Source organism: Nostoc sp. (assembly GCF_036917975.1).
In the GTDB taxonomy this organism is placed as follows: Bacteria; Cyanobacteriota; Cyanobacteriia; order Cyanobacteriales; family Nostocaceae; genus Nostoc.
The window spans coordinates 175,016-200,130 of sequence record NZ_JBALEJ010000009.1; the positions used below are offsets into that span (position 1 = coordinate 175,016).

Sequence of the window (25,115 nt, forward strand, 5' to 3'; positions counted from 1 at the left end):
TTATTGGTAAGTCTAATTCATCGCTCTGACAAAACCATGACGAGCAAGAAACTTTCTACGTTGTTTGATTCGCTGCCAACCAGTTAAGTAAATCCTCAAGGGCTGTAAAATCCAACAAAGCCTCGCCAAGTGATTCTAATTGCTCTAGGGAAAGAGTTTGAATACGCCCCCGAACCTGTGGCGGTAACTCTCCTACACGTCTTTGTAGTTGCCGTAGCACGAGTGCTTGTCCTTGTTCCTGCTTTCCTTCTTCCTTCCCCCGCTCGTAGCCAATGCGCTCGCCTGTAGTAATGTAGCTCATAGTCCGCTCCTGTTCGTACTCCTTAAACTCTTGCCAAAATTCTGCTTCCAAGGCTTTTGGTAAAATCATCACCCAGTCAATAAATCGATACAGGTTACGAATATCTCTTTCTGGTAAGCCCAATTCATACAATCGCCGAATCAAAGTAAATTTAAGAGCTTTTCGCTCTCCTAGCTTTTTAATTGTTTGCTGTGTCTTCAAATGTGCCATCACCACTGTCGCAAACACATTATCGCTGGTTTCTAATTCTGCCCACCGATTTTGATAATCCAGCAGCTTGACGATGCCAAATTCAAAGTTCAGCCTGGTATTGGGGTAATTATAATTATATTGATTGGGTCGTCATGTGGTGTCGTTGTCGCATAAAATCGCCAAACTTATGGCAGGTTTGCCAAATCTATCGAAAATCCGCAGGTTGTAGGAAAACATTCTTTCAGAAAAATTGTCTTCTGGTTTGGCTTGGATTTCGACATGGATTTATAGCCAAATTTCTTCTCCTTGAAGTAGCCAAACTTTGACTAGTTTATCTGCATATCGCCTACCAAGTTCGGATTCTCTGGCAATTTGTTGAAATTCCTTATCAAGAAATTCGTGGGGACGTTGCCAATTAATTAATGCTGCTGTTTCGGGTCATAAAAATTGCATTGCTTGGGGAAAGTATGCTTCTAATATTTCTTTCCAGGGGCTATCATTATCTGCTCTTGACAGTTCCTCGGTCATCGATTGATTGGTAGATGGTATACTTGTTCTAATCTACATTAAAAATTTCGCGTTTCTATTTTTGAGCGATCGCTACAGGGCTATTTCATTCTAGACATAAACCGCCCGGAACTGAAGTTCAGAGGCTCATAGCTAAAGTCCGTTAAAACGGACTATAACCAATTCTTAAGTCGTCTAAAGACGACTTTCGCTATTAGACTCAGAATGAATTCTGAGGCGGGCTAGATGAGAATAAAAAACTCCACGCCACTTGCGGGATGGAGTTTTAGGGCATGGGGAATGGGGCATGGGTAAGAGTTCCCAATGCCCTATGCCCTATGCCCCAAGTCGGCGGGCGGCTATCCCTCTACAGACACCTGGGGATGGAGTTTCCCGCCGACTTCCTATGAAATAGCCCTGGCGATCGCTATAACTAGTGGTTAGAGTTATGCTGCGATCGCATGAAGATATCACTTTCAATTTCATGCCGTATAAATCCTATCTTTTGTAGTCGGTTTTGCCCGATAACGATACCACCACATCACAAAACCAGTAACAGAGAGAATCATTTGACCACCTAAAGCTGCCACGAAATCGTTCCTTGCACAAGAAATGGCTCACCGGGAAAAACATTTACCCTGTTCGTCGCCGACTCAAAATAGTCCACGTTAAACAGATTCTTAAAATTAATCGCAGCCCTGAACCTGTCTCGTTTGTAGAAGATGGTAGCATCGGTGCGGAAATAACTGGGTAATTCAAACGTGTTGGCTAAATCGCCCTCTCTTTCTCCCACATAAAACAGTCCCGTCCCGAAACCCAACCCTTTGAGTCCGCCAGACTGAATTTCGTAGGTTGTCCAGATGTTAAAGCTGTTTCTGGGGATATTATTCAGCAAGTTGCCAACCGCATAGGTATTGTCTTTTGTGATTTCGGCATTGGTGTAAGCATAGCCGCCAATGAGATTCCATCCCGGCAAGATTTCGCCGCCAATATTCAGTTCTATTCCCCGGCTGCGCTGCTCTCCGGTTTGGATGGAGAAGTCAGGATTCACTAGATCAGTGGTCAAGACGTTTGAGCGGGTTAAGTAATAAAACGCAAGTGTTGCGGAAAGTCGAGCGTTTAAATCTGCTTTGATCCCCACCTCATACTGAGTGCCCCGTTCCGGTTGAAAGACACTGCCATCAAAGCTAGTGCCATTATTTGGGGTAAATGCTCGACTATAGCTTGCATACAGTGAAATGGGCTGAATCGGTTGATAGACAATACCCACACGGGGACTAAATGCATTATCCGATTGATTTTGTTTCGTATTGGCATCCCGGTCTTCTGAGGTTTGGTTGTCGGTATCGAACCGCACGCCCACCAGCAATTTCAGATTTTCGGCAAGGTTAATTTGATCTTGAACATAAACACCCAGTGCATCTGTCGAGTTGTAAGCATTATAACTAGAGACAAAAGCACCAAATGGCTGCCCGTATACAGGATTGAACACATCCAAGGAAGCTGCTTGGCGGTTAGTAATCTTAATATCGGACTCCGACCTGTTCAGATTAAATCCTGCGACGAGTTGATGTTGAATGCTGCCAGTGGCAAACTTACCCACGAGGTATGTGTCAACATTGAAGAATCTCGCGTCATCACCACCCAAAGCGTAGACTCTACTCAAGGTACGGTCATCCGCAGCTAATGCAGTACTATAAACAAAATCCCTATCCCGTCGAGCCCAAGAAGCTCCGAATGTGTTGTGTAATTGCCAGTTATCGCTGAAGCGATGTTCAAGATCGTACCCAACTCGAAAGGAGTGCTGATCATCGGTACTACCTGGCTCAGATATATTGCGATCGCGCGGGATTTCTCCATTGGGATTGGGTAGTACACTCCCCACAGCAGGGATAAGCTGTTCCACATTTAGTTTGCAATAGCAGCGTTACCTTTATTTTTAACTTTTCTCCCCCATTTAATTATTAAATCTCCCTGGTTTAACAGCCTATCTAATAAATTACTGAGTTCATCTACCGATTTAAATAATCGATGAGATATGTATTCTTTCGCCGAATGCCATACGAGTTCTGCTAAATTCAAGTCCGGGCTATATTCAGGCAGAAAATATAGTTGAATATTTGGTAAGTTTTTTTCAATCTCAGCCAGGGTAGTTTTCTTTTTATGGTAACTAGCGTTATCTAAAATTATCAAGATTTTGGGACCGCTTATTTGAAAATCTGATTCAGTATTACCTTGAGCAATCCATTCAGATTTGACAAAATCGTTTAACTGTTTTAGCTGTTCATAAAAACTTTCACCTGTTCCTTTTTCGATGAAATAGCACATCCTTTTTTTATCGTTAAATCTCACCCCTCCCATGATATTTACTCGTCCACGACTCCGTTGTCCCGTTACTTTTTTAGGACTACCTTTTTTGCCCCAATTTTTTCGCCGAATTACTCTTAAACTAAATCCACTCTCATCCCAAAACCAGACCTGAATCTTTTCTGGGCTTACCTTTGATGCTTCTAAGTATCCTTGTAACTAATATTAAATGCTTCCCTCTTTTTTGGATCTTGTTTGTCCTCTAGACTGTATTTTGCCCTGCATGTAAGCGTACTTTTAAAGATTCAAGAATCCTCCGAATTTGTTCTCCACTTAGTTTGATACCTGTCTGCTCTTCCATATAGGTGGATGATCTTGCTGTTGTCCAGCGTCCAAATTCGTATCCCAGTTCACTTGGTTCTTTTTCAATCAAATCCATTAATAAATTAATATATTCATCAGTTGCTTTTCGATAATTACCCTGATTCCTACCATCATGAAGACTCTCTAATTTATCTGGATCTCCGTGAACGCACCAATATGCTACACTTCTATAGCTACAGCCTAACCAGTCACTAATTTCTTGGTAAGTTTTACCATCATCCATCAGTAACAACATTAATATTCTCTGTGTCAACTGTGGATTTTTGCTCTCTGATAGAGCTTTTTGTAAACTTTCTTTCTGCAATTGACTTAGGTATCCTTTGGCAGGCATAGCAGTAAATATACGAGTTTATCTAATTTACATTTTATGCAAATTAGATGTGGAACAGCTTAAAAAAGATAATTCAGTTTGTTGTAACTGTTGCCTGCATATGTTACATTTTTGGATAAATAATTGATATTTATCATCAGAATTTAATTCATATTTTAAAAGTAAAGCCATTGCATGAGTTACATCATGAGTGTAAATTAAGTCTTCATTCTCCTGTTTATAAAGCTTTATTCCCCGAGCCAGGTCACTACCGTTATCAGCCACTATTTGTATGGGTTTACCAACCCGTAAGCTAATCTCATCCAGTTTCTTCTTGATATTTTCTCCTGTTGTCGAATCCATAATTTCTAGCCCTAAAAGCTCTACATCTGCGTGAGAAACTCCTCGTCCATCAGGAATAATTTGTTCAATCAGATGTTGTTGTGAAACACCTAAAACTACAAGAGCTTTTTGTTTTTCTAATTCCAATGTAAAATCGACGATAAATATCCAATCGCTTCGATATTCTTTTTCACGATTCAGCTCGTATAATCCAATCCGCCCTAGCGATTTCCTTATACAAGTAAAGCTGGGAGTTTTCTTTTCTAAGTTATTAAATAACTCTAAGGTTTTTTCTATCCCTCTAAAGCTTATGCCACATTTAATTAAAAGTTGTATACTTATCACTACTATATCAACTGTATAGTGATGATTTTTAGCATTCAAATCTTCTATCTCTCTAGTTGTTTCTAATTTAGACGAACTTGCGTCTAATTCATCTTTTTTCCCTCTGTGAACACCTCCCCATTCTCTTGAGGTACTCCTTGTTCAGCAGCGATAGCACGGTTTTTCCAATACTCTCGTGATGCTGATAAATCTCTTACTTTTATTTCTAAAGCTCTAAGTTTTTTCTGTTTTTCTAAAGCTCTTTGTTTCCAATTATCTCGACCTGCACGAAATAAACGGGCTAATCTACTAGTTGGGCTTTTGAATTCCATTAACTTTTACCCCCTCTCTGAAGGGGTGACATCATTATTGTATGAAAAAAATCACTCAAAAACCCACAAAGTCAACAGCCTAGGCTGGGGGTGAGGGAAAATGAGCGCACACCCGAATTGCAGATATTGCTTGTTTGGGTGTTAGCTCCATAAGCACTATCCTATTCCCAAACGCCCAGCCAAGCCGGGAGTGAGGGGTAATAGTGTAGTAATCATCAAGAATAAAGCTAAAAGCCCCAAAGCGGCTCTAGCATCATCTGGTTCAGTGACTTCATTCAAGCTGGGGCGTTCTTGATCGCGTTGCAAAAAGAAAATTACGATCGCCCAGTACATGGCAAGAGTATTACCAAGAGACACTAGTGCCAGTAAAATTAAAGTTGCGATCGTTGCTCTTCCTGCGGTTTTGCGTCCATAAATCGCCTGAACAATGCGGCCACCATCTAGTTGTCCTGCGGGCATTAAGTTCAAAGCGGTGATAACTAACCCCAGCCAACCAATCACCACTAGGGGATGAACACTTACGAGGGGTGACTGCAATGCCGAACCAAGGACAACTCGCGCCAAGCTTCCCACCAAAATCGACCCTTGGAAAAACTGATTGGGCAATTGAAATAAACTACCGGGGTGGGAAAGCACCAAGCCTATCACCAGCATTAACAAAGAGACAATACCACCTGCGCCTGGCCCTGCCAAGGCGATATCAAATAATACCTTGCGGTTGGGCAACAGAGACTCAAAGCGGGTAATTGCACCAAAAGAGCCAATTTGGACTGCGGGTAGAAAGAAAGGCCAGCTAAGGCGGATTTGGTGACGTTGGGCAAGTAACCAATGACCAATTTCGTGAGCTACTAAAATCGTAAATATCCCAGCACCTATGGGCAAAGCTTCTTGAAACCGCCCTGGATTGCCAAAGAAATCAAAATTCAGCAACAAGCCTGCTGCTTCTAAATTGGTGGCAATGGTTGCTATCAACAAAATACCTGCAAAAGCTTTTTGCGATCGCAACATCGGCTTGGGATCATTGCGACTGGGTAGGACAATCACCACAGGTCTACCATCTGTATTTTCGACTAAAAATAGGCGATATTGATCGCCAAGGCGTTGCTGTAAACTTGCAGTTAGACGGTTGTGAGTCTCTTCTGCTTCTCCCCGCAAATTGCCTTTGAAAATGGCTCCATCTTGGTAAGCGATGGTTTCTGTGGCAAAAAATGTATCGATACCAAAAATGCCTTTAATTGCATTCAAGTCATCTTCCGGTATTGGCGGGATCTCCGCTTTCAGTTGTGCAACTGCTAGTTGTGGGGAATTTGCTTCAAGTGAGGAAGCAGCAGCAAGTCTTTCGGTTGCGCGTTGCTTGAGGATGGCATCTTGCCCAGCTGCGCGTAACTGTCTGCCCAAATAGACGTACAATCCGGCGGATGTCACCACTAAGAACAATATACCCGCTATATTAATGTAAATCCCTGCGGCAAACAATCCAAAAAACAGGAGCCAGGGAGTCATCAACACCACCGACTGTAACCAGGCTAAGATTCCCAGCTTACCAAAAGGTCTAGCACGATAAAAGCCCCAGCCCAAAATCCCTAAAGCTACCAGTAGGATTGCCGCCAGGATAGAAGTTTCTGATAAAGTAAACATCTCCAAACCTTTGCTATTGAAACTAAGCCAGAACAAGTCCGGTATTGCAGATACACTTATTAATTTATAACGTCGCCTGTCCTCTGCTCAAATTATCTCGCTTTGAGTGGTCGTAGCCAAACCCAGGCGAGGGGTACGTCTCGAAATAAATGTTTTTATTTCATTCCATAAATAAATTTAGTTGCTCTGTGACCATTTTTCTTTTTCTTTATGAGTGCCTTTTTACTTTTTACTTTTGCCTTGTTCGGTCACTCACACTGTTTTTAGCAGCTTTGGGCTTGTTCTTGGGTTTGAGCAAGCTCAATAAACTCAAGTTTTAGGTTGCAGTTATAACCTTGGCTTGTTACAGCTATTTTCAGGTAAATAGACCACACGGTAGGGGCACAGCATTGCTGTGCCCTTACGATAGATGTGGTTCAAATACATGAAAACTGCTGTAAGTACAGGATTTCATTAATTTGTAGGGAATCAAATTTGGTAATACCTTGCAATGCTAATACCAATTCAATTAATGATTGCAACAGATCCTTGGGTAAAGACGCGATGAATCGCGTCTCTACAAATGGTCTATTTGTCGCATTCTTTTTTCCAATTGGTATAATACATCGACCGCATTGTTAATGCGTTTCCTTGCAATGCCAATACATCGACCGCATTGTTAATGCGTGCCCTTGCAATGCCAATGCATCGGGATGCATTGTTAATGTGTCTTTTTGCAATGCTAATGCATCGGGATGCATTGTTAATGCGTTTCCTTGCAATGCCAATGCATCGGGATGCATTCTAACAGTCATCTTTGTGCGAGTTTGATTGTAAATATAATTAGTAGCCTCTTTCTACACTGGCAGGATATTTAATCTCGCTCTGATTCAATGTTCTCATCTGCGATCGCTCTCAAAGGTGTGATTACTCTAAAAAAACTTTGGCTTTCTACGTGTTTCTTACATAACCTCAAGTTTTGGAATAGGGGATACCTACGGTCAGATAGGCTAACGCACTTCATAAAGCGATCGCAATTTGAGGATATCTTGCCATTCGAGATCGGTGAATGGTTGGGTAATTAGTTCTATACCAAAGTACTGTTTTGCTGTCTCTGTCAAGGTATCCACAATCTTGACAATCCAGCCATCCTCTTCTTGTGTGTTGCAAAGTGAGGTATTCCACGGTGCTGGTTGTTCAAAGATTTCCTCAAATAAACCTTTGTCTGTAGACAAAATCATCGAGCCGTGTTGAAGAATGGTATTTTTCCCCTTGCGTTGGGCGCTACCAATAAATTTACTTCCATCGGCAGTAACTAAGTCAGCTGCGGTTGCTGTGTTGAAGCAACTGGGATTGTGAATGTAACCTCGTCCAGCAGAACCATAATTTAACTCAATACCCAAGGTTTGCCAGCCTTGGATTAAAAAGTTACAAATTTTTTCATAAGTACCCCAGCTTTTGCCAGTACTAGCTGAGGTAATTAGGGTGTAGCTTAAGTCTCCTTGGTGGAGAACAGCTCTACCTCCTGTTGGACGACGAACGAGATCGAGTGCCTGTCCTTGGTAAATCAGATTATGCCACTGGGCAGGCCATTGTTTTTGCAGATATCCCAAAGAGAGAGCATAAGGATACCAGGTATAAAAACGCAGGGTAGGCGGATGCTGCCCCTTTTCATATTGGTTGAACAACCAAGCATCGATCGCCATTTGCACTCCTCCTGATGTCTGAAGCATTGGGATGAAACGCCAAGTGGATGGTGATTCGGTTGCTAGTTGTTTCATCTGTTTCGGACTCTGGAAAGATATTGAAGAAGAATTCAGAATTCAGAATTCAGAATTCAGGAGCGGAACCGGAGATGCTCCGCCTCCGGTCAGAATCAAGACGGGATCAAACCCTTTCTCCCCCTGCTCCCTGCCCCCTGACCTTTTCCAACGATAATTATTTACGCCCACCTACTTATCACGGCGGATAGTTCACGTTTCCCCACCAACCACTACATCTCGAATTCGGAGACTAGGACCACCACAACCTACTGACAAGCCGTTTTGTCCTCCTTTACCACAACCGCCGGATTCATCCCAGTAGAAATCATCACCAAGAGCCTCAATATCCGCTAATGTTTGGAATACATTTCCCGAAAGCGTTACATCCCGCACTGGTTCAGCAATTTTGCCGTTCCGAATCATCCATGCTTCCCCAGCGCTAAAGGTGAACATTTCTCCATTCGTCATCCCACCTAACCAATTACGGGCATACACTCCTTCTTTGATATCGGTGAATAAATCTGCAACTGGTGTTTTACCCCGTTCAATCCAGGTATTTGTCATCCGCACAATAGGAGTAAAGTGATAGTTGAGACAGCGAGCGTTACCCGTAGGCGCTTCCTCCAATTTGCCAGCAGTTTCACGAGAATGTAAACGTCCAACTAAAACCCCATCTTTAATTAGTTGAGTAGTAGTAGCAGGTGTGCCCTCATCGTCGTAAAAATAGCTACCGCGATGTCCCTCTGGAGCCGCACCATCAAAAATTTGGAGTTCTTCTGGGCCAAACCGCCGTCCAATGGTCATGACTTCCAGCAGATCGGGGTTTTCGTAAGCCATATCAGCCTCAGAAAGATGTCCAAAAGCTTCGTGGACGAATAAACCCGTGAGAATTGGGTCAATGACTACGGTATAAGTATTGCCTTTTACTGATGGCAGAGATAAAGCAGCGATCGCTCTTTGAGCAGCACCTTTTACCTGTTCATCCAAATCAGTTAAATCTTCGTAAGCTTTGCGAGAGCCAGTAGTTTCTCGTCCAGTTTGGACAGTTTCGCCATTTCTGGCGGTGGCGGCAAAGCGCATTTCCATATCCACCCAAGATTGCTCGATCAAAGTACCTTCTGAGGTAGCGATGATCACTTTTTGGGCGCTATCACCGTAACGTACCGAAGTAGTAGTAATCCGCCGATCAACACTTTTGAGCAATTGGGCATAGCGATCGCACAACTGTTTTTTCTGTGAAAGTGGGATATTTCGGGGATCTGCACCTTTTAGGGGGAGAATGCACACTGCTTGCACCGGGTCAATGGGTGCAAGTAAAGTTTCTTCATCACCAACCATCCGCGCAGCTGCGATCGCTTCTTCAATCCGATCTTGGATTGTTGCCAGTTGGTTAAAGCAGCTTAACCCCCATCCGCCTTTATAACAAGCGCGAATATGACCACCAATGGAGATGCCTTCACTGAGAGTTTCTACCTTGTCGCCACGCAACAAGATATCAGTCCCTTCTGCTTCTTCAAGGCGAATCATTAGATAATCAACACGCCCAGAGTAGCGGGCGATGAGGTCAGAAAGTAAATTTTGAGCTTCAGCAAGTGTAGTCGGCATTTCCAGGTAGTCACATGACGAACTGCATTTATTTTGCAATTATTTGGGGAATTTCTGCTAATTAATTATTATGAGGGATTGGGGACTGGGGATTGGGGACTGGGGACTAGTACCGCAAGGCGGAATTCAAAATTCAAAATTCAAAATTCAAAATTCAAAATTAATACAGTTTAAGCGTTTCATTGATTTTGAATGGTTGGTTTATTTACGCCGTGTTGTACTAGGGATAGGGACTAGGGACGCAGAGCGAAAATTCTTCTTCTCTGAACCCTTTCTTCCTTTACACCTGTAACTCTTCAGACCCCGTACCCAACCCCCAAATCCCCAATCCCCAATCCCCAGTCCCCAATCCCCAATCCCCAATTTTTGGTTACGGTGGGTAAGAACTGAATGATGTGCTAAGGTAATCATGTGAGAATAAAATTCGGTTGCAGTGTTTGTTTTTAGTATTGACAGGCTTTTCCCTTTTGGTCTTAACAAGCTTGTCTCCGAAATCTAAATCTCTACACACCTATGATTTTGGAGATAACGCATGTCAATTTATGTAGGTAATCTATCCTACGAGGTCACACAAGAAGACCTCAATTCTGTTTTTGCCGAACACGGTACTGTAAAACGGGTTCAGTTACCTACTGACCGCGAAACAGGGCGTCCACGGGGCTTTGCTTTCGTAGAGATGGGCACAGAAGCAGAAGAAACAGCTGCCATTGATGCTCTTGATGGTGCTGAGTGGATGGGACGTGACCTGAAAGTGAATAAGGCTAAACCCAAGGAAGATAGAGGTGGTTCTTTTGGTGGTGGAAACCGTGGCAACAGTGGTGGTGGCGGTGGATACAACAGAAATAGTCGCTACTAAACTTTAAAGATCGCTTTAAGATCAAAAATTAAGTTTTAACGTCTTAAGGGCAGAATCATTATCTGCCCTTTTTGCACTCCGGTCTACTGGATGGCGTGGAGAAGGCAGAAGACAGTCCATTAGTGTCAACTTAACGTGAAACCGCTTGTCCGCCGGGAATTTATTTTTGAAGTAATAAATAATGAGTAATGAGTAACAAGTACTCATTACTCATTACTCATTTATTTATTCCCTGGCGGGCATGGAAGCCAACAGATAAGCTATTTCCATCTGAAGTTGACACCTATGACCAATGCCGTGCCCCTACACTTGCTTAGTATTGCTATATCCCTTGCTGCGCGAACGGCCTCCTGCCTCCTTCATCTGTCTGTAGATAGCTGCGATGTTGCGGGCATCATCAATACCACGATGGTGTGTGCCTTTTAATTCTATTCCTAATTCATTGAGAGCTAGTGCCATACCAAATTTTTTAGACACGCCAAGATATTCTGAAAATTCTTCTTTGATATTTATGTGTTCTGAAGTAAAAGGATAAGAGAAATTATGAAACGCGCAATCTTGAATAAATTGCTTTTTGTCGTAATTACCCCAAGAACAAAAAATATGATTGGGAAATGAATAAATCCATTCTTGGAAGCGAGAAATTGCCTCTAAAAATTTTGGTGCTTCGTCAACATCTTGCTGCCGAATACTAGTCAATTCGGTGCAAAAATCTGTCAGTTGTGGATGTCTCACAGGTTGGATGAATTGCTGAAATTCAGAATCAATTTCCCACGTTGTTCGATTGAGCATCACCGCACCAATTTCGATGATTTCCATTTCGTGACGGGGAATAGTTTTACTGTTACAGCACGTAGCTTCAAGATCGATTATCAGATAATAGTGGGATATTTTAGTATTCATATTATGTAATTGAGTATTGATAATTAGCACTAGTTATTATTTATACGTATTTTTTTAAATACATAAATTACTGTAACTTATTGTATTTATTATAATACAAAAGCGTGATGCTTACAAAAAAGGCAGGACTTAAACCTCATCTATGTTGAAACCTAGAGTTTTTTAAAAGATATATTTACGTAGGTTGGGTGGAGTGAAACGCAACCCAACATTACCACCAAATTTTATGTTGGGTTACGCTATCGCTGCACCCAACCTACAAAACTACTTAACTACAAAACTACTTAACAAAGAGAATTTAGATTGATGAAAAAGGTTTAACCCAACGGAATTGAATAGCGAGATCGAGAGCGATCGCAGCCAACGCAAACCAAAATAAACTTTCTGCCGCTAACACCAAAAAAGGCCAAATTGTGCTGTTAGAATTCCAGCCAAGTTCTATCTGAGTTAATCCCCGCACCAAGCCAAAAGCCAATACACCGCCAGCTTTGAGTTGAGGATTTTGATCTGTGCGGATGATATAGCGGTAGGTAACACCAAATAGGAAACCAATAAAAGTTGCGATCGCACCACTTACCCACAAGTGCCAATTCACATCACCTTGCAGACTTACGAGTGTCTGAAAATACTTTGCTAGTACGAAAGTATTCAAAAGACTGGCGATTGCGAAGGCAGAAAATAGCGAAAAACCTCCAACTATTCCAGCCTTGAGGGATTCTAGGCGCTCTGCCATTAATTGAGGATCTAAAGTTGCCTTCACTGCTTCAATAAACTCACTCAAATAATTGTAATTAATTAAATGCTCTCATTGGGGAATTTGATGATAAACTCGGTTCCCCTACCTGGTTGAGAATTCACTTCTAATACACCGTTGTGTTTTTCTACAACTATTTCATAAGCAATCGACAAACCAAGTCCAGTACCTTTACCAACAGTTTTTGTGGTAAATAACGGCTCAAATAAGCGTTTTTTCAGCCATTCAGGAACACCAATCCCATTATCAGCAATCCGAATTATAACCAATTGTTCAGAATCTATTTCTGTTGTAATTTTAATCCGAGGAATTAGATTACTGATTTTACCTTGTATGATAGCTTCATCAAGGGCATCAACTGCATTTGCCAGAATATTCATAAATACTTGATTCATCTGTCCTAAATAGCAGTTGATATGTGGTAATACTCCATAATTTTTAATAATTTCAATCTGGGGACGCTCGCCATTAGCTTTAAGGCGGTGTTGCAAAATCATGAGTGTACTATCTAATCCTTGGTGCAAATCAGCAGAGATTTTTGTATCACTATCCGAGCGACAGAAGTTGCGGAGTGAATTAGAAAGATTTTGAATTCGTTCGCTTCCTAGCTTGAGTGAGTTTAAGATTTTTACCATATCTTCGAGAACAAAGTTTAGATCCAACTTCTGAATAGCAGTAGTAATTTTAGCTGTTGGGTTTGGATACTCTTGTTCATACAGTCGAAGCAACTCGCTTACTCCGGCAATGTATTCTTGTAAAGGTGGAATATTGCTAGAAATAAAGTTGACGGGGTTATTGATTTCATGGCCAATCCCAGCGATTAACTCTCCGAGTGTTGATAGTTTCTCTTGCTGCAATAGTTGGACTTGGGCTTGTTGCAAAGCTCTGGTGCGATCGCTAACTTGTTGTTCCAAACATTCATTCAATTGTTTGAGTTGTAAATGCACGCGCACTCTAGCAATGACTTCCTCTTGTGCAAAGGGTTTCGGGATATAGTCTACTGCACCAAGGGAAAATCCCTTCGTTTTGCTCTCTGTATCTGCTAAGGCGGTGGTGAAGATAATTGGAATATTTTGGGTGACAGGATTGGCTTTGAGGCGACGACAAGTTTCAAATCCGTCAATACCTGGCATTTGTACATCCAGCAAAATCAACTCTGGTTGATTGCGTTCGGCTTGAGCGATCGCACTTTCTCCATCGACTGCAACACGTAAACGAAAACCTTCACTATTGAGCGCTTCACATAGGACAGATAAATTTGTTGGATTATCATCCACAATCAAAATAAATCCGGTATTTTGCTTCTTGTTCATGTTCCATTTAAAAGTAAAATTCAACTCAAATTAATTGATGTATTGTTCAACAAAAGTTTCCAAGCGTTTGAGTTGGAAATTACTAGCAAGCTGGCTCAAATGTTGGGCAAAAATATTTAGTTTTTCATCAGATGTGGAAAGTTGTTCAGCCAGTTCCAAAACTTTTTGAATATCACCGTCTTGGATGAGTTCGAGTAACTGTTGTAAAACCTCATTGGCGGGAAAAATTATCTCATTTTCTTGAGCAAAATCACCCGCCTGATTTTTTTTAGTTGCGTCTACCTTACCATCAAAAATCCATTCCAGTTGCAAAAATTTTCGTAGCATTTCCAATAGTACTTCTGCTTCTACGGGCTTTGGTAGAAAGGCATCTGCACCTAGATCAATGCTCTTATATTGGTCGGCTGCAAATACACTTGCTGATGAAGCGATGACAGTAATATCTTTAAACTTTTCAGATTGACGCAAACGACTAATTAATTCAAATCCATCCAATATAGGCATCACTAGGTCAGTGATAATCAAGTCTGGTTTGTATGCTATAGCGTGTTCCCAACCTTCCTGACCATGACTAGCTTCTACAACAATAAACCCAACAGGCTCTAGTAAATTTACAATTACCGATCGGTTTTCCCATTTGTCATCTGCAATTAAAATGGTGCGGCGTTGTCCCTGATAAGCAATAATAGTTCCTTGCTCAACTATTCTCGAAACCTTTGCCCAGTCTTTAGATTCTGAGAATTTTGCTTCAAACCAGAAAGTGCTACCCTTACCAAGTTCACTTTGCACCTGAATTTGACCACCCATCAACAAAACAATTTTTTGGCTGATTGCTAATCCCAAACCTGTACCTTCCGATTGTCGTTTCTGATTTCCGACTTGCTCAAAGGGCTGGAAGATTTTCTCGGCTTGTTCAGGGATTATACCTGTGCCGGTATCTATGACCTCAAAGCGAATTTTGTAGTTAGTTTTTTCATTAGTATTTAATTCTTGCTCAATGACTTGAACCTTGAAAGTGACATTGCCTTGATTAGTAAATTTAATAGCATTACTAAGTAAGTTTATCAATACTTGTCGTAAGCGTTTTTCATCAGCATGAATACCTGTTGGCAAATTAGGATCAAGTTGGACATCAAAGGCAATGACCTTTTGTTCTGCTCGGATGCGACAAATTTCAGTCACACTATCTAGAAAGGAAGGTAAGAAGAAATCAACAGGATACAGTTCCAGTTTTCGAGCTTCTATCTTGGAGAGATCCAGGACATCATTAATTAGGGTTAAAAGATGAGAACCACATTGATAAATAACCCCGACTCCTTTACGTCCTTTTTCACTTAAAGATTCTGTGCGTTGGAGAATTTGGGCATAGCCAAGAATGCCGTTGAGGGGTGTGCGTAGTTCATGACTCATATTTGCAAGAAATTCACTCTTAGCTTGGTTGGAGTTTTGAGCGACTTCTTCTGCAAGGCGTAGTTCTTTCTCGATGCGCTTGCGTTCGACAATTTCAGTTGAAAGCACTCGATTGATCGCTTCTAATTGGCCAGGGCTAGGTAGCGCCAGGGCTTGAGGCATGAGATCAATTAACTCGAATGCCGTATATATTGAAATAATGGCAGTTAGAGCTTTTAAAGCACCTGCAATCCAATAATCTGGATGCCAAAGCGTCCAAATTTCCATCAAGTGTCCAGTACCGCAGGCAATGATAAAAGCACCAAATAATAGAAATATTCCATTAAAAGGAACGTCTTTGCGCTTAGAAATAAAGTAAATTAATAGGAAAGGAATAGAATAATAGGCAAAAGCGATCGCGGCATCAGAAATAATGTGCAGCCAAACTAATCCAGTTTGCCAGAGATAACAATGTCCGTGGGGAATAAAATCGTTAGTTTGGAAATAATTGTTTAAAAATGTCGGCATGATACTAAGGGTTGCGAGATTTGAAATATATACGCATCACCCTAGTATTCCCAAATCATTAATTGGAAAAGCGCGATCGCTATTTTTTTACAACTCCTTCGGGGCGGGAGTAGGGAGTAGGGAGTAGGGGAAGAAATTAGCCCTCGATTTAGGTTTAAAGCCGTACAACTCTTAGAGACGCTACCGCGTAGCAAGATCCCCGTAGGGGTACGTCCCGCTACACGCTAACGCCTGCAAGTGGCGCGAACGCGAACAGCGTCTCGTCAGAGAAAAAATCCTTGTATCGCATATTGGTTGAAACCCCGCTTTTCGGAAAAGCTTTCTTAGTTTCCCTACTCCCCACTCCCTACTCCCCACTCCCTACTCCCTACTCCCTACTCCCCACTCCCTTTCATATTCGTCTTGATAATTACGTAAAGTACTAGGGTATCAATAAAAGATGTTGTCTCCTTGGCGTGGGATCGCCAAAGCTCCAATGTCATTGGATAAAAAATCTTAGCCTGCCCAATCCCTGTATGATAAATATTAGAAACCTTTTGTAATTACTTGAAAAGTGGGACTATGGAGATTTTGACACTAGGTTGGGTATCGCTGTTAGTTGTGTTCACTTGGTCAATTGCAATGGTAGTGTGGGGACGTAACGGACTGTAGAGGCATTGTGGAAAGTCCATTTTTGAGTATTTTAGCAATAGTAGCCGTACTGCTACTCTTAGTAGTCACTGGTGGTATTGGTTATTTAACCTTGGCAGATTGGCGCGATCGCCGTCGCCGAGATGAAGAGAAACGCACCACCCGCAGCGCCCCTCCTAAGCGGCGATAGTTCCTTTGTGGTTGAAAAATCTTTTTGTACGGACATGATACTATCCATTGGTGTCAACTTAAGCTGGAAATAGCTTATCTGTTGGCTTCCATGCCCGCCAGGGAATAAATAAATGAGTAATGAGTAATAAGTAACAAGTAATACCCATTACTCATTATTTATTACTTATTACTTCAAAAATAAATTCCCGGTGGATAAGCGGTTTCACGTTAAGTTGACACCTATGTACGACGGACTGCGCCTACGCACAGCCTAATGCCCTAGAAGTGAGCCATAAATTTCGTAGAACTTCTTCACGGGGATTTTAGAGAACGAATTGGACATAGCAGCGACACTTGATAACGGTCAATCAAAGCATCGGTAAAATCAGCGCCAGTGACATCAGCTTCGTAAAAGCGGCTACGGGTTAAAGTTGCTTCCATAAAGATGACATTCTTGAGGTTAGCACTATCCATAGTAACGCGATCGACTAAAGCGCCACTCAAGTTTGCACCTTCCAAATTTGCCTTTAACAAAACCCCTTTAGTCAGAATTGAGTTAGTTAAATTCGCTCCTTGAAAATTTGTCCCCCGCATTTCTGCTGCTACAAATGTTACACCTGCCAAATCAGCATGAGAAAAGTCACGATTTTCTAAATTTATATTGTTGTAATTGATTGTGTTTACTTGAGCAAAAGCTGGTTTTGGATTAAGTATTATCCACCCAAACGCTAGTAGCAAAATCACAATCAAACCTAAAAAGCGCAGTAAAATCTTTTTCATAACTTTATGATTTTTCAGCAGTCTTTTGTGATTAGTCCTCTCTTAAAAAGTTCTGAGCGGAGGTTTCCTCCGCTCAGACTTTGCGCTTTGTCATTTAACCAATGACCAATGACTAATGACAAATGACCAAGCCCCGTTGGGGCGGGAGTAGGGAGTAGGGAGTAGGGGAAAAAAACTAGCCCCAACAACCTTCTTCTCTACGAGACGCAACGCGTTCGATACAAGCCCTGTCTTTCAAGACGATAGCAAAGGTCTGGGTTTCAGACCCCGACCAATGCCGTCTTCCCTACTCCCTACTCCCTGTTCCCTACTCCCTGTTTGTTGACTAATGACAAATGACCAATGACTATTTCCAATCTTTACCAATGCGGATTGTCAAATCAGATTCTAAATCACCAATTGCTGACACTTCTATTTGACCCAAGCCTAAGACTTTTTGCAAATCAACTCCAACTCGTCGGTTGCCTTTTTGGACAACAATCTGAGTTTGGCGCTGGGTATCTGGCCAATCAGGAACTTTGTAAATATTAGTAAAGCCTTTCTGTTTGAGATAAGCAATAACTTTTTCAGTTAGCTGAGGTTGATTGGAAGCATTTTGAATAGCAATTTTGAGGTTAGGAACCTGACGCATATCTGGTTTCAGACCAGGTACATTTACCCCAACATAATCATTCAGTAGGCTCTGTTGTCCAGTCATATTTAGCCAATAGCTATTAGGGTCTTGGCTAAAACGGCTAAATGTACCAGGCAACACGGTCATTTGGAAATTATCTCGATCTAAGTTGAGACCGAAATTTACCAACGCCATCATTTCTTCCATCTTCAGGTTGGTATCAAAGTATTTTCGCATTAAGCGAGTTAATTGAGGCAACCTGGGTAAGATGGTAGGACTCTTGAGGCGTTGCAGCAGGGCTGCTGTTAGTGCTTGCTGACGCTGCACTCTTGGCAAATCTCCCAAACCTGGTTCGCGGAATCGGACAAACTGTTCTGCTTGTTCGCCGTTGAGGGTTTGCCAACCACTGACTAAATTAATCGACAGCCGACTGCTAGAGTCTTTATATTCCATTGATTTTGGAACAAAAACCTCTACTCCGCCTAACTGATCGACTAACTGCCGTAATCCGCTAGTAGAAATACGGATGTAACGATCGATTGGGGCGTTATTTAAGGTACGGCTAACTACCCGTGCAGCCAAGACTGGGCCGCCTTTGGCATTGGCATCAGATACCTTAGTTAATCCCTTTTCTCCCTTTTCGGGGATGGCGATCATTGTATCTTTGGGAATCGAAAGCACCCTTGCAGATTTTTCACTAGGGTTAAGCCGTACCAACAGCATGGAATCGCTTTTCCCAGCAAAGCTTTCTGGTGAACCATCAACGGTACCGCTAAGTGGTTCAATCCCCATAATTAAAATATTCATGGGTCGTGAAAGCTGGTACTGGGAGATTTTGCTCCATAACTCCCCTGGTAGGGGAATTTTTTGCTCGTCTTTACCAGCAGTTCCTAAATCTTCATCTGTTCGATCGAGATTGCTCCATAAAGGAGTCCACAGCGCTAACGTTGACACTAGCAATCCAGATAAGATGATGCCAATGACAACCGTCGTAATCAATAACAGCCATCGAGGTATGGTTAAGCCCAGTCTCTCAGAAAGCTGATTGGGAATCGCGCCCACTGATTCGACGACGCTACGGTTCGGATTCGCCGGCTGGTTTAGTTCTACATCCTCCTCCTCTGAGTCAGGTATTGGTGCAGGCGCTAGTTGACTTTCCGTCCGTTGAAGTTGCGACGATCGCACTTCACTTTCAAACTCTACTACTTGTTGAGATGTAACCGAATTTTCCGACCATCCGACTTGTTTTATCACAATTATCTCCCCACTCAACCACTCCCTAAAAGTATGTTAATCCAAGCTACAAATATTGCCAGTGGAAAAGCTCACTGTAAACTTGTAATGTTCTTCGGTAGGCGTGTATGACAACATGAATACTTTATTGTTCCCCGTGATCCTTGCTGGTGGTAAAGGTGAACGTTTTTGGCCCCTGAGTCGCAAAGAACGACCCAAGCAATTTTTAAGTCTTGATGGTAGCTCTAGAAGCTTATTACAAGCAACCGCCGATCGCTTGTTAGCACTCGGAGGAAGTTGGGATACCCTGTGGGTCATAACTTCTAGTCAGATAGCTGAAGGGGTAAGACAACAATTACCTGATTTACCAGTTGAAAACTTATTGATCGAGTCCGAAGGAAGAGACACTGCCGCAGCCGTTGCTTGGACAAGTTTAGAAATCAAACAGCGCTATGGAGAAGACGCTGTGATTGGTTTTTTCCCTGCTGACCACTGGATTGCTGACCAAAAGGCGTTTGCACACACATTAAGTGCGGCTACGCAACTAGCAGCAAGCACAGCAGCGATTGTTACACTGGGGATCAAGCCTACTTTTCCATCAACCGGTTACGGCTACATTGAGCAAGGTGAAAAAATAGGTAGCTTTAATGAGTTGCCAGCTTATCACGTGAACCGCTTTACTGAAAAGCCCGACCGGGAAACGGCAGAGACTTTTTTATTTACGGGACGTTTTAGCTGGAATAGTGGAATGTTCGTTTTTCGGGCAGGGGTTGTTCTCAAAGAACTACATACCCATGCTCCAGAAATTATCGAACCTTTAGAACAACATGGCCCTGATATCTATCCCCAATTGCCTAAGAAGAGTATAGACTATGCGTTAATGGAAAAGACAACTCTAGCATACGTTTTGCCAGTTGATTTTGGTTGGGATGATTTAGGAGATTGGAATGCGATCGAACGCTTACTGAAGACAGAGGACACTCCCAATGTGGAACTAGCTACCCACATCGGGCTGGATACCCAGGGGGCAATTATTTATGCATCAAATCCAGAGGATGTAGTTGTTACTATTGGTTTAGAGGACGTGGTGATTGTGCGCGATCGCAATGTCACCCTCATTGTTAAAAAAGATCGTACCCAGGAAATCAAGCAGATCCTCAAAATTCTCCAAAGCGATTCCCGTTTTACCGACCTGCTATAAAAGTTAAAACCCCTGGCAGAGGCGAAAAAGTCTATTTTCCTATTATAACTTGACTGTCTGTTATTCAGTCTGACAGTTATGGACATTATTAGCTTTGAGCCTCTCGCCAAGACAATGGCCATCGATTCTATTACTGCGTATCAAAAATATATTTCTCCCTCCAAAGGATTTTCTTGTTCCCATCGCTTATTACACGGCGGGGATTCCTGCTCTAATTACGTCAAAACTCTTCTGAGTGAACAGAAGCTCCAAGAAGCCGTACAATCATCCATAAAAAGATTTCAAGACTGTGCCGCAGCTAGAAAGACTTGTGACTTGCACCAAAGCTAGAGCCGACTCCCGTTGTATTGTTATCCCCTGCTGCTTACCTTTTTAACTTACAAAAATGTTCCTCACCCAAACTGTTCCCCGTCAACGAGAAATCCTGGAAGTCTTCCTTCGCAATGGCTGGGACTATATGCGAAGGTTACTTACTGGTGGTAAAGCTGATGAACCGCAGCTACCGACACCTGCGGTTTTAAAAAATATTCTGGTAGACTTGGGGCCAGTTTACGTCAAACTTGGACAGCTACTCTCTACCCGTCCAGATTTACTGAGCGCCGCCTATATTGAGGAACTATCAACTCTTCAAGATGAAGTACCAGCAGTTCCTTGGTCAGAGATCGAAATAATCCTCCGCAAAGAATTAAAACGTCCATTAGCAGAAACTTTCAGCACAGTTAACCCGATTCCAGTAGCAGCCGGATCAATTGCCCAGACCCATCGCGCTACACTAGCAGATGGTCGAGAAGTCGCTCTGAAAGTCCAGCGTCCAGGAATTGATATTACTATTGCTCAAGATATTGCTTTAATTCAAGGTATTGCCGATTTAGTGGCGCGGACTGAGTTTGGGCAAACCTACGAAATCAAATCTATCGCCGAAGAATTTACCAAAGCTCTAGAAGCTGAGTTAGATTTTACACGGGAAGCGGGTTTTACAGACCAACTGCGACGCAACTTATCTAAAAGTCGTTGGTTTGATCCCACACAAATAGTAGTTGCAGAAATTAACTGGGAATTGACCACAGAAAAATTACTGGTGATGGAATGGCTAGATGGAGTGCCGTTCCTGTCGGCGGATTTGGATAATGACCCCAACGTTAAAGACCCTGCTGTAAAGCGTAAAGAAATAACTACATTGTTATTTCGGGTATTTTTTCAGCAACTATATATTGATGGCTTTTTTCACGCCGATCCCCATCCGGGAAACTTGTTTTATCTCAAAGATGGTCGTGTTGCTCTTTTAGACTGTGGCATGGTGGGAAGACTCGATCCCCGCACACAGCAGATATTAACAGAGATGTTGTTAGCGATCGTTGATTTAGACGCTCAGAGGTGCGCTCAGTTAACTTTGCAGCTAGCAGATTCGGCTCAACCAGTTATTTTATCACGGCTGGAAAATGATTATGACCGGATGCTACGAAAGTATTACAATGTCAGCTTGACTGAGATGAATTTCAGTCAGATAATCTATGAAATTTTGCAAGTTGCCCGCAATAATAAAATTCGCCTACCGAGCAACATGGGTTTGTATGCCAAAACCATAGCTAATCTAGAGGGTGTGGCGCGGACATTCAACCCAGAGATTAATCTGATTGATGAAATCAAACCATTAATTACAGACTTGTTTCGTCGCCAGTTAATAGGGGATAATCCAGTGCGATCGCTCCTACGGACAGCATTGGATCTAAAAAGTCTATCTCTCCAATCTCCCCGCCAAATCGAACTGTTATTAGACCGTGTTACCTCAGAAACCTTACAGTGGAATCTATCGCTGCGGGGTTTAGATGGTGTGCGGCGCACTATGGACGATGCCGCTAACCGCCTATCTTTTAGTATTTTAGTGGGTTCGCTGATTATGGGTGCGGCAATTATTTCCACCAGAGCGCAGACAACTCAGCTATCTTTTTTAAGCACTATCCTGTTTGCAGTCGCTAGTTTACTGGGTTTGTGGTTAATTATCAGTACACTGCGATCGGGACGCTTACGGTAAAACCATTTTGGATTTTGGATTGAAGAAAAATCTAAAATCTAAAAATAATTAAAGGTCTGTAGTAAGCTGTCCTAGCTCTTAAAATAGGTTTAAAGCCGTTTACTACAAACTCATTTAATTAATACTGTATTACATAACATCGTTTGATTTATTCTTGACGATTTATTTGTACTAATTTACCCTAAACTTGCACTTAATATTAGTGTAATTTGCGGTTCGTTTAATAAGCTAAAAAAATCTAATTGGCATAATCAAATTAAACATAAATCTTGTGGGGTGGGCATCTTGCCTGCCCAGTATATGCTTAATTAAATTGCATCCTCATAGCTAATTAGTCTTACATCTGCGATTCTAATATCAAAAATATGTCAATCATCATTGCAGAAAAACTGAGTAAATCTTATCCAGTAGCAGTTAAAAATCCGGGAATTAAAGGTACGATTACACACTTATTTCGCCGCACCTACCGCTCAATTAAAGCAGTTCAGGATGTTTCTTTTGAAATTGCCCCTGGTGAAATAGTAGGATTTTTAGGCCCAAATGGTGCTGGCAAAACCACCACACTAAAAATGCTTACAGGGCTGATTCATCCCTCTGGCGGTAGAGTTAGAGTCGCTGGACAAATTCCGTTTCAGCGTAAAGAAGCATTTTTGCAAAAAATTACCTTGGTAATGGGGCAAAAACAGCAGCTAATTTGGGACTTACCAGCACTCGATTCTTTTAAAATTAATGCCGCTGTATACAACATCTCTGATAAAGAATTCCAGCGGCGGGTGGGAGAATTAACAGAGATGCTTTCCTTAGAAGGCAAACTTACCCAACCAGTACGGAAGCTGTCTTTGGGCGAGCGGATGAAGGCAGAATTGTTAGCAGCACTTTTGCATCATCCCCACGTATTATTCCTAGATGAACCGACGCTAGGATTAGATGTAAACGCTCAGGCAGCAGTACGCGAGTTCTTGCGCGAATACAATCAGCGTTATCAGGCTACAGTGCTATTAACAAGTCACTACATGGCTGACATCACAGCTTTGTGTCAACGGGTGCTGTTGATTCACCAAGGAAGGCTGATGTATGACGGCAGCTTAGATAGACTGCTGGAACGTTTTGCTCCTTACCGAGAAGTCTACATAGAGTTAGCCCAACCTCTACCAATAGAAAAACTTATGACCTATGGTGATGTGAAACTTTTAGAAGGGCGAGCAGTGCGTTTTATGGTATCGCGAGAGGCACTCACCCGCACAGTATCTCAGATTTTAGCGGATTTGGAGGTAATTGATTTAACTGTCACCGAACCGCCTGTGGAAGAAGTAATTGGACGAGTTTTTCAGGCAGGTGTTGTGGAGTAGAGACATGATTAATCTCTTGTAGAGACGCGATTTATCGCGTCTTTATATCTTTATAAGAGTGGAGAATGTCTGGATAATTGTTGTAGTGGGAAGTGAATAAATGAAGCAGATAATCAGAAAAGCCCTAACTTTTCTATCAGTATACTACGCCTATATGGTTGAGTATCGGGCGGAACTAATCTTATGGGTTTTAGCTGGGTCTTTACCGATTATCCTCATGGGTGTCTGGATACAGGCAGCACAAGGAGGACAGTTTGGGCTATCACCTGTGGATTTTGCTCGTTATTTCATTACAGTTTTTATTGTCAGACAATTAACTGTTGTTTGGGTAATTTGGGACTTTGAAAAAGAGGTTGTGGAAGGCAAGCTTTCGCCCAAGTTACTACAACCGCTCGACCCAGTATGGCATCACGTTGCAGGGCATATTTCTGAAAGATTTGCTCGTTTAAGCTTTGCTTTTTTATTAGTGGGATTATTTTTTATTCTCTATCCCCAAGCTTTTTGGATACCAAGTTTAGATAGATTTTTGCTCTTTATATTGGCGGTAGCGCTAGCTTTTGCTTTGCGATTTTTGATTCAGTATACCTTTGCTATGTTCGCCTTTTGGACAGAACGCGCTAGCGCATTAGAAAATTTCTGGTTGTTATTTTATCTATTTTTATCTGGTTTGATAGCACCTTTAGAGGTCTTTCCAGAACCAGTGCGAAAAATAGTTATGTTTACACCTTTTCCCTATTTAATTGATTTTCCTGCGAGTCTTTTGATAGGGCTACCTGTGGATATAGGGCGGGGCTTTTGGTCAATGGTGGGTTGGATATTAGTATTTTTGGGTGCGAATCGCTGGCTTTGGCGTATGGGTTTGAAGCGGTATTCTGGGATGGGAGCATGAACAATTTATCGAAATAGAATTCAGGAGTCAGGAGTCAGAATGGGCTAAACGCCCCGCTACCGCTAACAGAATTAATTTTGTACAACTGGCAAATGAATAAACGGGTTCAAGACCCTCACCTATTGATTCTGACTCCTGAATTCTTCTTCAAATGAATTGCCGTAATTCATCTAGAGTATTCACGCTCTTAATTCCCTGCTGAATTGCTCTTAATCTATCTAAATCGGAAATTTGAGATATTTCTGGCATCACTTGCAATCCCTCAGTGCCGAATTTTATCTGCAAAGCGAGTTAAATACCTGACAGTATCTCTTCTCGCCGTCCTCGTTCTTCCCCTTATCTCAAAATTTGCTGATACCAGGGAGATTCGCGTAATATTGCCATATCCCACCTCATGATTTGCTGAACTAAAGCACTGTCTAATACGAAGGTAGCAAAAAAAGCCATAACGTGATTAATCACAAAAAGTATACTGCAATTGATATCGGGT

The 25,115-nt window shown here is 42.1% G+C and carries 21 protein-coding genes and 3 pseudogenes; 9 read left to right on the plus strand and 15 right to left on the minus strand.

The annotated features are described in order from the left end of the window. Positions 1 to 55: 55 nt before the first annotated feature. The 8 genes and pseudogenes from V7K76_RS03190 to V7K76_RS03225 form a co-directional block, all read right to left on the minus strand. Positions 56 to 913: pseudogene (locus tag V7K76_RS03190) on the minus strand (DUF4351 domain-containing protein). A 664-nt stretch (positions 914 to 1,577) separates the two neighbouring features. Further along, the gene (locus V7K76_RS03195; protein ID WP_334777194.1) at positions 1,578 to 2,906 is read right to left on the minus strand and encodes a TonB-dependent siderophore receptor; all 1,329 of its coding nucleotides are present in this window, start codon (positions 2,904 to 2,906) and stop codon (positions 1,578 to 1,580) included. Between the two features lie 2 nt (positions 2,907 to 2,908). Then, positions 2,909 to 4,022, minus strand: a pseudogene (locus V7K76_RS03200) (IS630 family transposase). Between the two features lie 27 nt (positions 4,023 to 4,049). Next, complete coding sequence (locus tag V7K76_RS03205) at positions 4,050 to 4,727, minus strand: hypothetical protein (protein WP_334777196.1); 678 nt, start codon at positions 4,725 to 4,727, stop codon at positions 4,050 to 4,052. A 44-nt stretch (positions 4,728 to 4,771) separates the two neighbouring features. Further along, a complete protein-coding gene (locus V7K76_RS03210) occupies positions 4,772 to 4,999 on the minus strand; it encodes a hypothetical protein (RefSeq protein ID WP_334951665.1) in 228 nt (75 codons plus the stop codon). 156 nt (positions 5,000 to 5,155) lie between these two features. Next, positions 5,156 to 6,637 carry a site-2 protease family protein gene (locus V7K76_RS03215; protein WP_334777199.1) on the minus strand — a complete coding sequence of 494 codons (1,482 nt, stop codon included), beginning with the start codon at positions 6,635 to 6,637 and terminating at the stop codon, positions 5,156 to 5,158. Between the two features lie 989 nt (positions 6,638 to 7,626). Beyond that, positions 7,627 to 8,397: a lipoate--protein ligase family protein gene (locus V7K76_RS03220; RefSeq protein WP_334777200.1), complete on the minus strand. Its 771-nt coding sequence runs from the start codon at positions 8,395 to 8,397 to the stop codon at positions 7,627 to 7,629. 192 nt (positions 8,398 to 8,589) lie between these two features. Further along, the gene (locus V7K76_RS03225; RefSeq protein ID WP_334777201.1) at positions 8,590 to 9,984 is read right to left on the minus strand and encodes a TldD/PmbA family protein; all 1,395 of its coding nucleotides are present in this window, start codon (positions 9,982 to 9,984) and stop codon (positions 8,590 to 8,592) included. Positions 9,985 to 10,516: 532 nt separating this feature from the next. Here V7K76_RS03225 and V7K76_RS03230 point away from each other — a divergent pair. Together V7K76_RS03230 and V7K76_RS03235 are read left to right on the plus strand one after the other, a co-directional pair. Beyond that, the gene (locus V7K76_RS03230; protein ID WP_179064326.1) at positions 10,517 to 10,840 is read left to right on the plus strand and encodes an RNA recognition motif domain-containing protein; all 324 of its coding nucleotides are present in this window, start codon (positions 10,517 to 10,519) and stop codon (positions 10,838 to 10,840) included. Positions 10,841 to 11,028: 188 nt separating this feature from the next. Beyond that, positions 11,029 to 11,157, plus strand: a complete 129-nt coding sequence (locus V7K76_RS03235; protein WP_334777202.1) for a hypothetical protein — start codon at positions 11,029 to 11,031, stop codon at positions 11,155 to 11,157. On the opposite strand, the gene V7K76_RS03240 is transcribed toward V7K76_RS03235, so the two are convergent. From V7K76_RS03240 to V7K76_RS03255, 4 genes are all read right to left on the minus strand, one after another. Continuing rightward, on the minus strand, positions 11,144 to 11,743 hold the full coding sequence (locus V7K76_RS03240; protein WP_334777203.1) for a 3'-5' exonuclease: 600 nt from the start codon (positions 11,741 to 11,743) through the stop codon (positions 11,144 to 11,146). The genes V7K76_RS03235 and V7K76_RS03240 overlap by 14 nt on opposite strands. A gap of 298 nt (positions 11,744 to 12,041) precedes the next feature. After that, entirely contained in the window at positions 12,042 to 12,476 is a 435-nt protein-coding gene (locus tag V7K76_RS03245; protein ID WP_334777229.1) for a hypothetical protein, read from the minus strand. Between the two features lie 62 nt (positions 12,477 to 12,538). Continuing rightward, on the minus strand, positions 12,539 to 13,810 hold the full coding sequence (locus V7K76_RS03250) for a sensor histidine kinase (protein WP_334777204.1): 1,272 nt from the start codon (positions 13,808 to 13,810) through the stop codon (positions 12,539 to 12,541). A gap of 30 nt (positions 13,811 to 13,840) precedes the next feature. Next, positions 13,841 to 15,727: an ATP-binding protein gene (locus V7K76_RS03255; protein WP_334777205.1), complete on the minus strand. Its 1,887-nt coding sequence runs from the start codon at positions 15,725 to 15,727 to the stop codon at positions 13,841 to 13,843. Positions 15,728 to 16,288: 561 nt separating this feature from the next. Between V7K76_RS03255 and petN the strand changes: the two genes are divergently transcribed. Beyond that, positions 16,289 to 16,378 carry a cytochrome b6-f complex subunit PetN gene (petN, locus tag V7K76_RS03260; RefSeq protein WP_012408302.1) on the plus strand — a complete coding sequence of 30 codons (90 nt, stop codon included), beginning with the start codon at positions 16,289 to 16,291 and terminating at the stop codon, positions 16,376 to 16,378. Positions 16,379 to 16,385: 7 nt separating this feature from the next. Next, positions 16,386 to 16,547 carry a hypothetical protein gene (locus tag V7K76_RS03265; RefSeq protein WP_334777206.1) on the plus strand — a complete coding sequence of 54 codons (162 nt, stop codon included), beginning with the start codon at positions 16,386 to 16,388 and terminating at the stop codon, positions 16,545 to 16,547. A gap of 293 nt (positions 16,548 to 16,840) precedes the next feature. On the opposite strand, the gene V7K76_RS03270 is transcribed toward V7K76_RS03265, so the two are convergent. Then, on the minus strand, positions 16,841 to 17,308 hold the full coding sequence (locus V7K76_RS03270; protein ID WP_334777208.1) for a pentapeptide repeat-containing protein: 468 nt from the start codon (positions 17,306 to 17,308) through the stop codon (positions 16,841 to 16,843). A gap of 346 nt (positions 17,309 to 17,654) precedes the next feature. Then, on the minus strand, positions 17,655 to 19,175 hold the full coding sequence (locus V7K76_RS03275) for an LCP family protein (RefSeq protein ID WP_334777209.1): 1,521 nt from the start codon (positions 19,173 to 19,175) through the stop codon (positions 17,655 to 17,657). Positions 19,176 to 19,290: 115 nt separating this feature from the next. Between V7K76_RS03275 and V7K76_RS03280 the strand changes: the two genes are divergently transcribed. From V7K76_RS03280 to V7K76_RS03300, 5 genes are all read left to right on the plus strand, one after another. After that, on the plus strand, positions 19,291 to 20,355 hold the full coding sequence (locus V7K76_RS03280) for a mannose-1-phosphate guanylyltransferase (protein ID WP_334777210.1): 1,065 nt from the start codon (positions 19,291 to 19,293) through the stop codon (positions 20,353 to 20,355). A gap of 114 nt (positions 20,356 to 20,469) precedes the next feature. Continuing rightward, positions 20,470 to 20,685 (plus strand): membrane protein insertion efficiency factor YidD, encoded by a 216-nt coding sequence (yidD, locus tag V7K76_RS03285; RefSeq protein ID WP_334777230.1) that lies wholly within the window; start codon positions 20,470 to 20,472, stop codon positions 20,683 to 20,685. 55 nt (positions 20,686 to 20,740) lie between these two features. After that, positions 20,741 to 22,387 carry an ABC1 kinase family protein gene (locus tag V7K76_RS03290; RefSeq protein WP_334777211.1) on the plus strand — a complete coding sequence of 549 codons (1,647 nt, stop codon included), beginning with the start codon at positions 20,741 to 20,743 and terminating at the stop codon, positions 22,385 to 22,387. A 365-nt stretch (positions 22,388 to 22,752) separates the two neighbouring features. Continuing rightward, positions 22,753 to 23,736, plus strand: coding sequence for an ABC transporter ATP-binding protein (locus tag V7K76_RS03295; RefSeq protein ID WP_334777213.1), 984 nt, complete (start codon positions 22,753 to 22,755; stop codon positions 23,734 to 23,736). A gap of 100 nt (positions 23,737 to 23,836) precedes the next feature. Beyond that, positions 23,837 to 24,625, plus strand: a complete 789-nt coding sequence (locus tag V7K76_RS03300) for an ABC transporter permease (protein ID WP_334777214.1) — start codon at positions 23,837 to 23,839, stop codon at positions 24,623 to 24,625. 147 nt (positions 24,626 to 24,772) lie between these two features. On the opposite strand, the pseudogene V7K76_RS03305 reads toward V7K76_RS03300, so the two are convergent. Beyond that, positions 24,773 to 25,075: pseudogene (locus V7K76_RS03305) on the minus strand (transposase); the annotation flags it as partial. Positions 25,076 to 25,115: the final 40 nt, after the last annotated feature.

Bases quoted from the DNA above. Each gene is read 5' to 3' on its own strand.
- V7K76_RS03295 (WP_334777213.1), top strand. From the start codon at position 22,753: ATGTCAATCATCATTGCAGAAAAACTGAGTAAATCTTATCCAGTAGCA.
- V7K76_RS03255 (WP_334777205.1), bottom strand. From the start codon at position 15,727: ATGCCGACATTTTTAAACAATTATTTCCAAACTAACGATTTTATTCCC.
- V7K76_RS03280 (WP_334777210.1), top strand. From the start codon at position 19,291: ATGAATACTTTATTGTTCCCCGTGATCCTTGCTGGTGGTAAAGGTGAA.
- V7K76_RS03230 (WP_179064326.1), top strand. From the start codon at position 10,517: ATGTCAATTTATGTAGGTAATCTATCCTACGAGGTCACACAAGAAGAC.
- V7K76_RS03245 (WP_334777229.1), bottom strand. From the start codon at position 12,476: ATGGCAGAGCGCCTAGAATCCCTCAAGGCTGGAATAGTTGGAGGTTTT.
- V7K76_RS03210 (WP_334951665.1), bottom strand. From the start codon at position 4,999: ATGGAATTCAAAAGCCCAACTAGTAGATTAGCCCGTTTATTTCGTGCA.
- V7K76_RS03225 (WP_334777201.1), bottom strand. From the start codon at position 9,984: ATGCCGACTACACTTGCTGAAGCTCAAAATTTACTTTCTGACCTCATC.
- yidD (WP_334777230.1), top strand. From the start codon at position 20,470: ATGGCCATCGATTCTATTACTGCGTATCAAAAATATATTTCTCCCTCC.
- V7K76_RS03270 (WP_334777208.1), bottom strand. From the start codon at position 17,308: ATGAAAAAGATTTTACTGCGCTTTTTAGGTTTGATTGTGATTTTGCTA.
- V7K76_RS03290 (WP_334777211.1), top strand. From the start codon at position 20,741: ATGTTCCTCACCCAAACTGTTCCCCGTCAACGAGAAATCCTGGAAGTC.
- V7K76_RS03300 (WP_334777214.1), top strand. From the start codon at position 23,837: ATGAAGCAGATAATCAGAAAAGCCCTAACTTTTCTATCAGTATACTAC.
- V7K76_RS03235 (WP_334777202.1), top strand. From the start codon at position 11,029: ATGAGTAACAAGTACTCATTACTCATTACTCATTTATTTATTCCCTGG.
- V7K76_RS03215 (WP_334777199.1), bottom strand. From the start codon at position 6,637: ATGTTTACTTTATCAGAAACTTCTATCCTGGCGGCAATCCTACTGGTA.
- V7K76_RS03220 (WP_334777200.1), bottom strand. From the start codon at position 8,397: ATGAAACAACTAGCAACCGAATCACCATCCACTTGGCGTTTCATCCCA.
- petN (WP_012408302.1), top strand. From the start codon at position 16,289: ATGGAGATTTTGACACTAGGTTGGGTATCGCTGTTAGTTGTGTTCACT.
- V7K76_RS03250 (WP_334777204.1), bottom strand. From the start codon at position 13,810: ATGAACAAGAAGCAAAATACCGGATTTATTTTGATTGTGGATGATAAT.
- V7K76_RS03240 (WP_334777203.1), bottom strand. From the start codon at position 11,743: ATGAATACTAAAATATCCCACTATTATCTGATAATCGATCTTGAAGCT.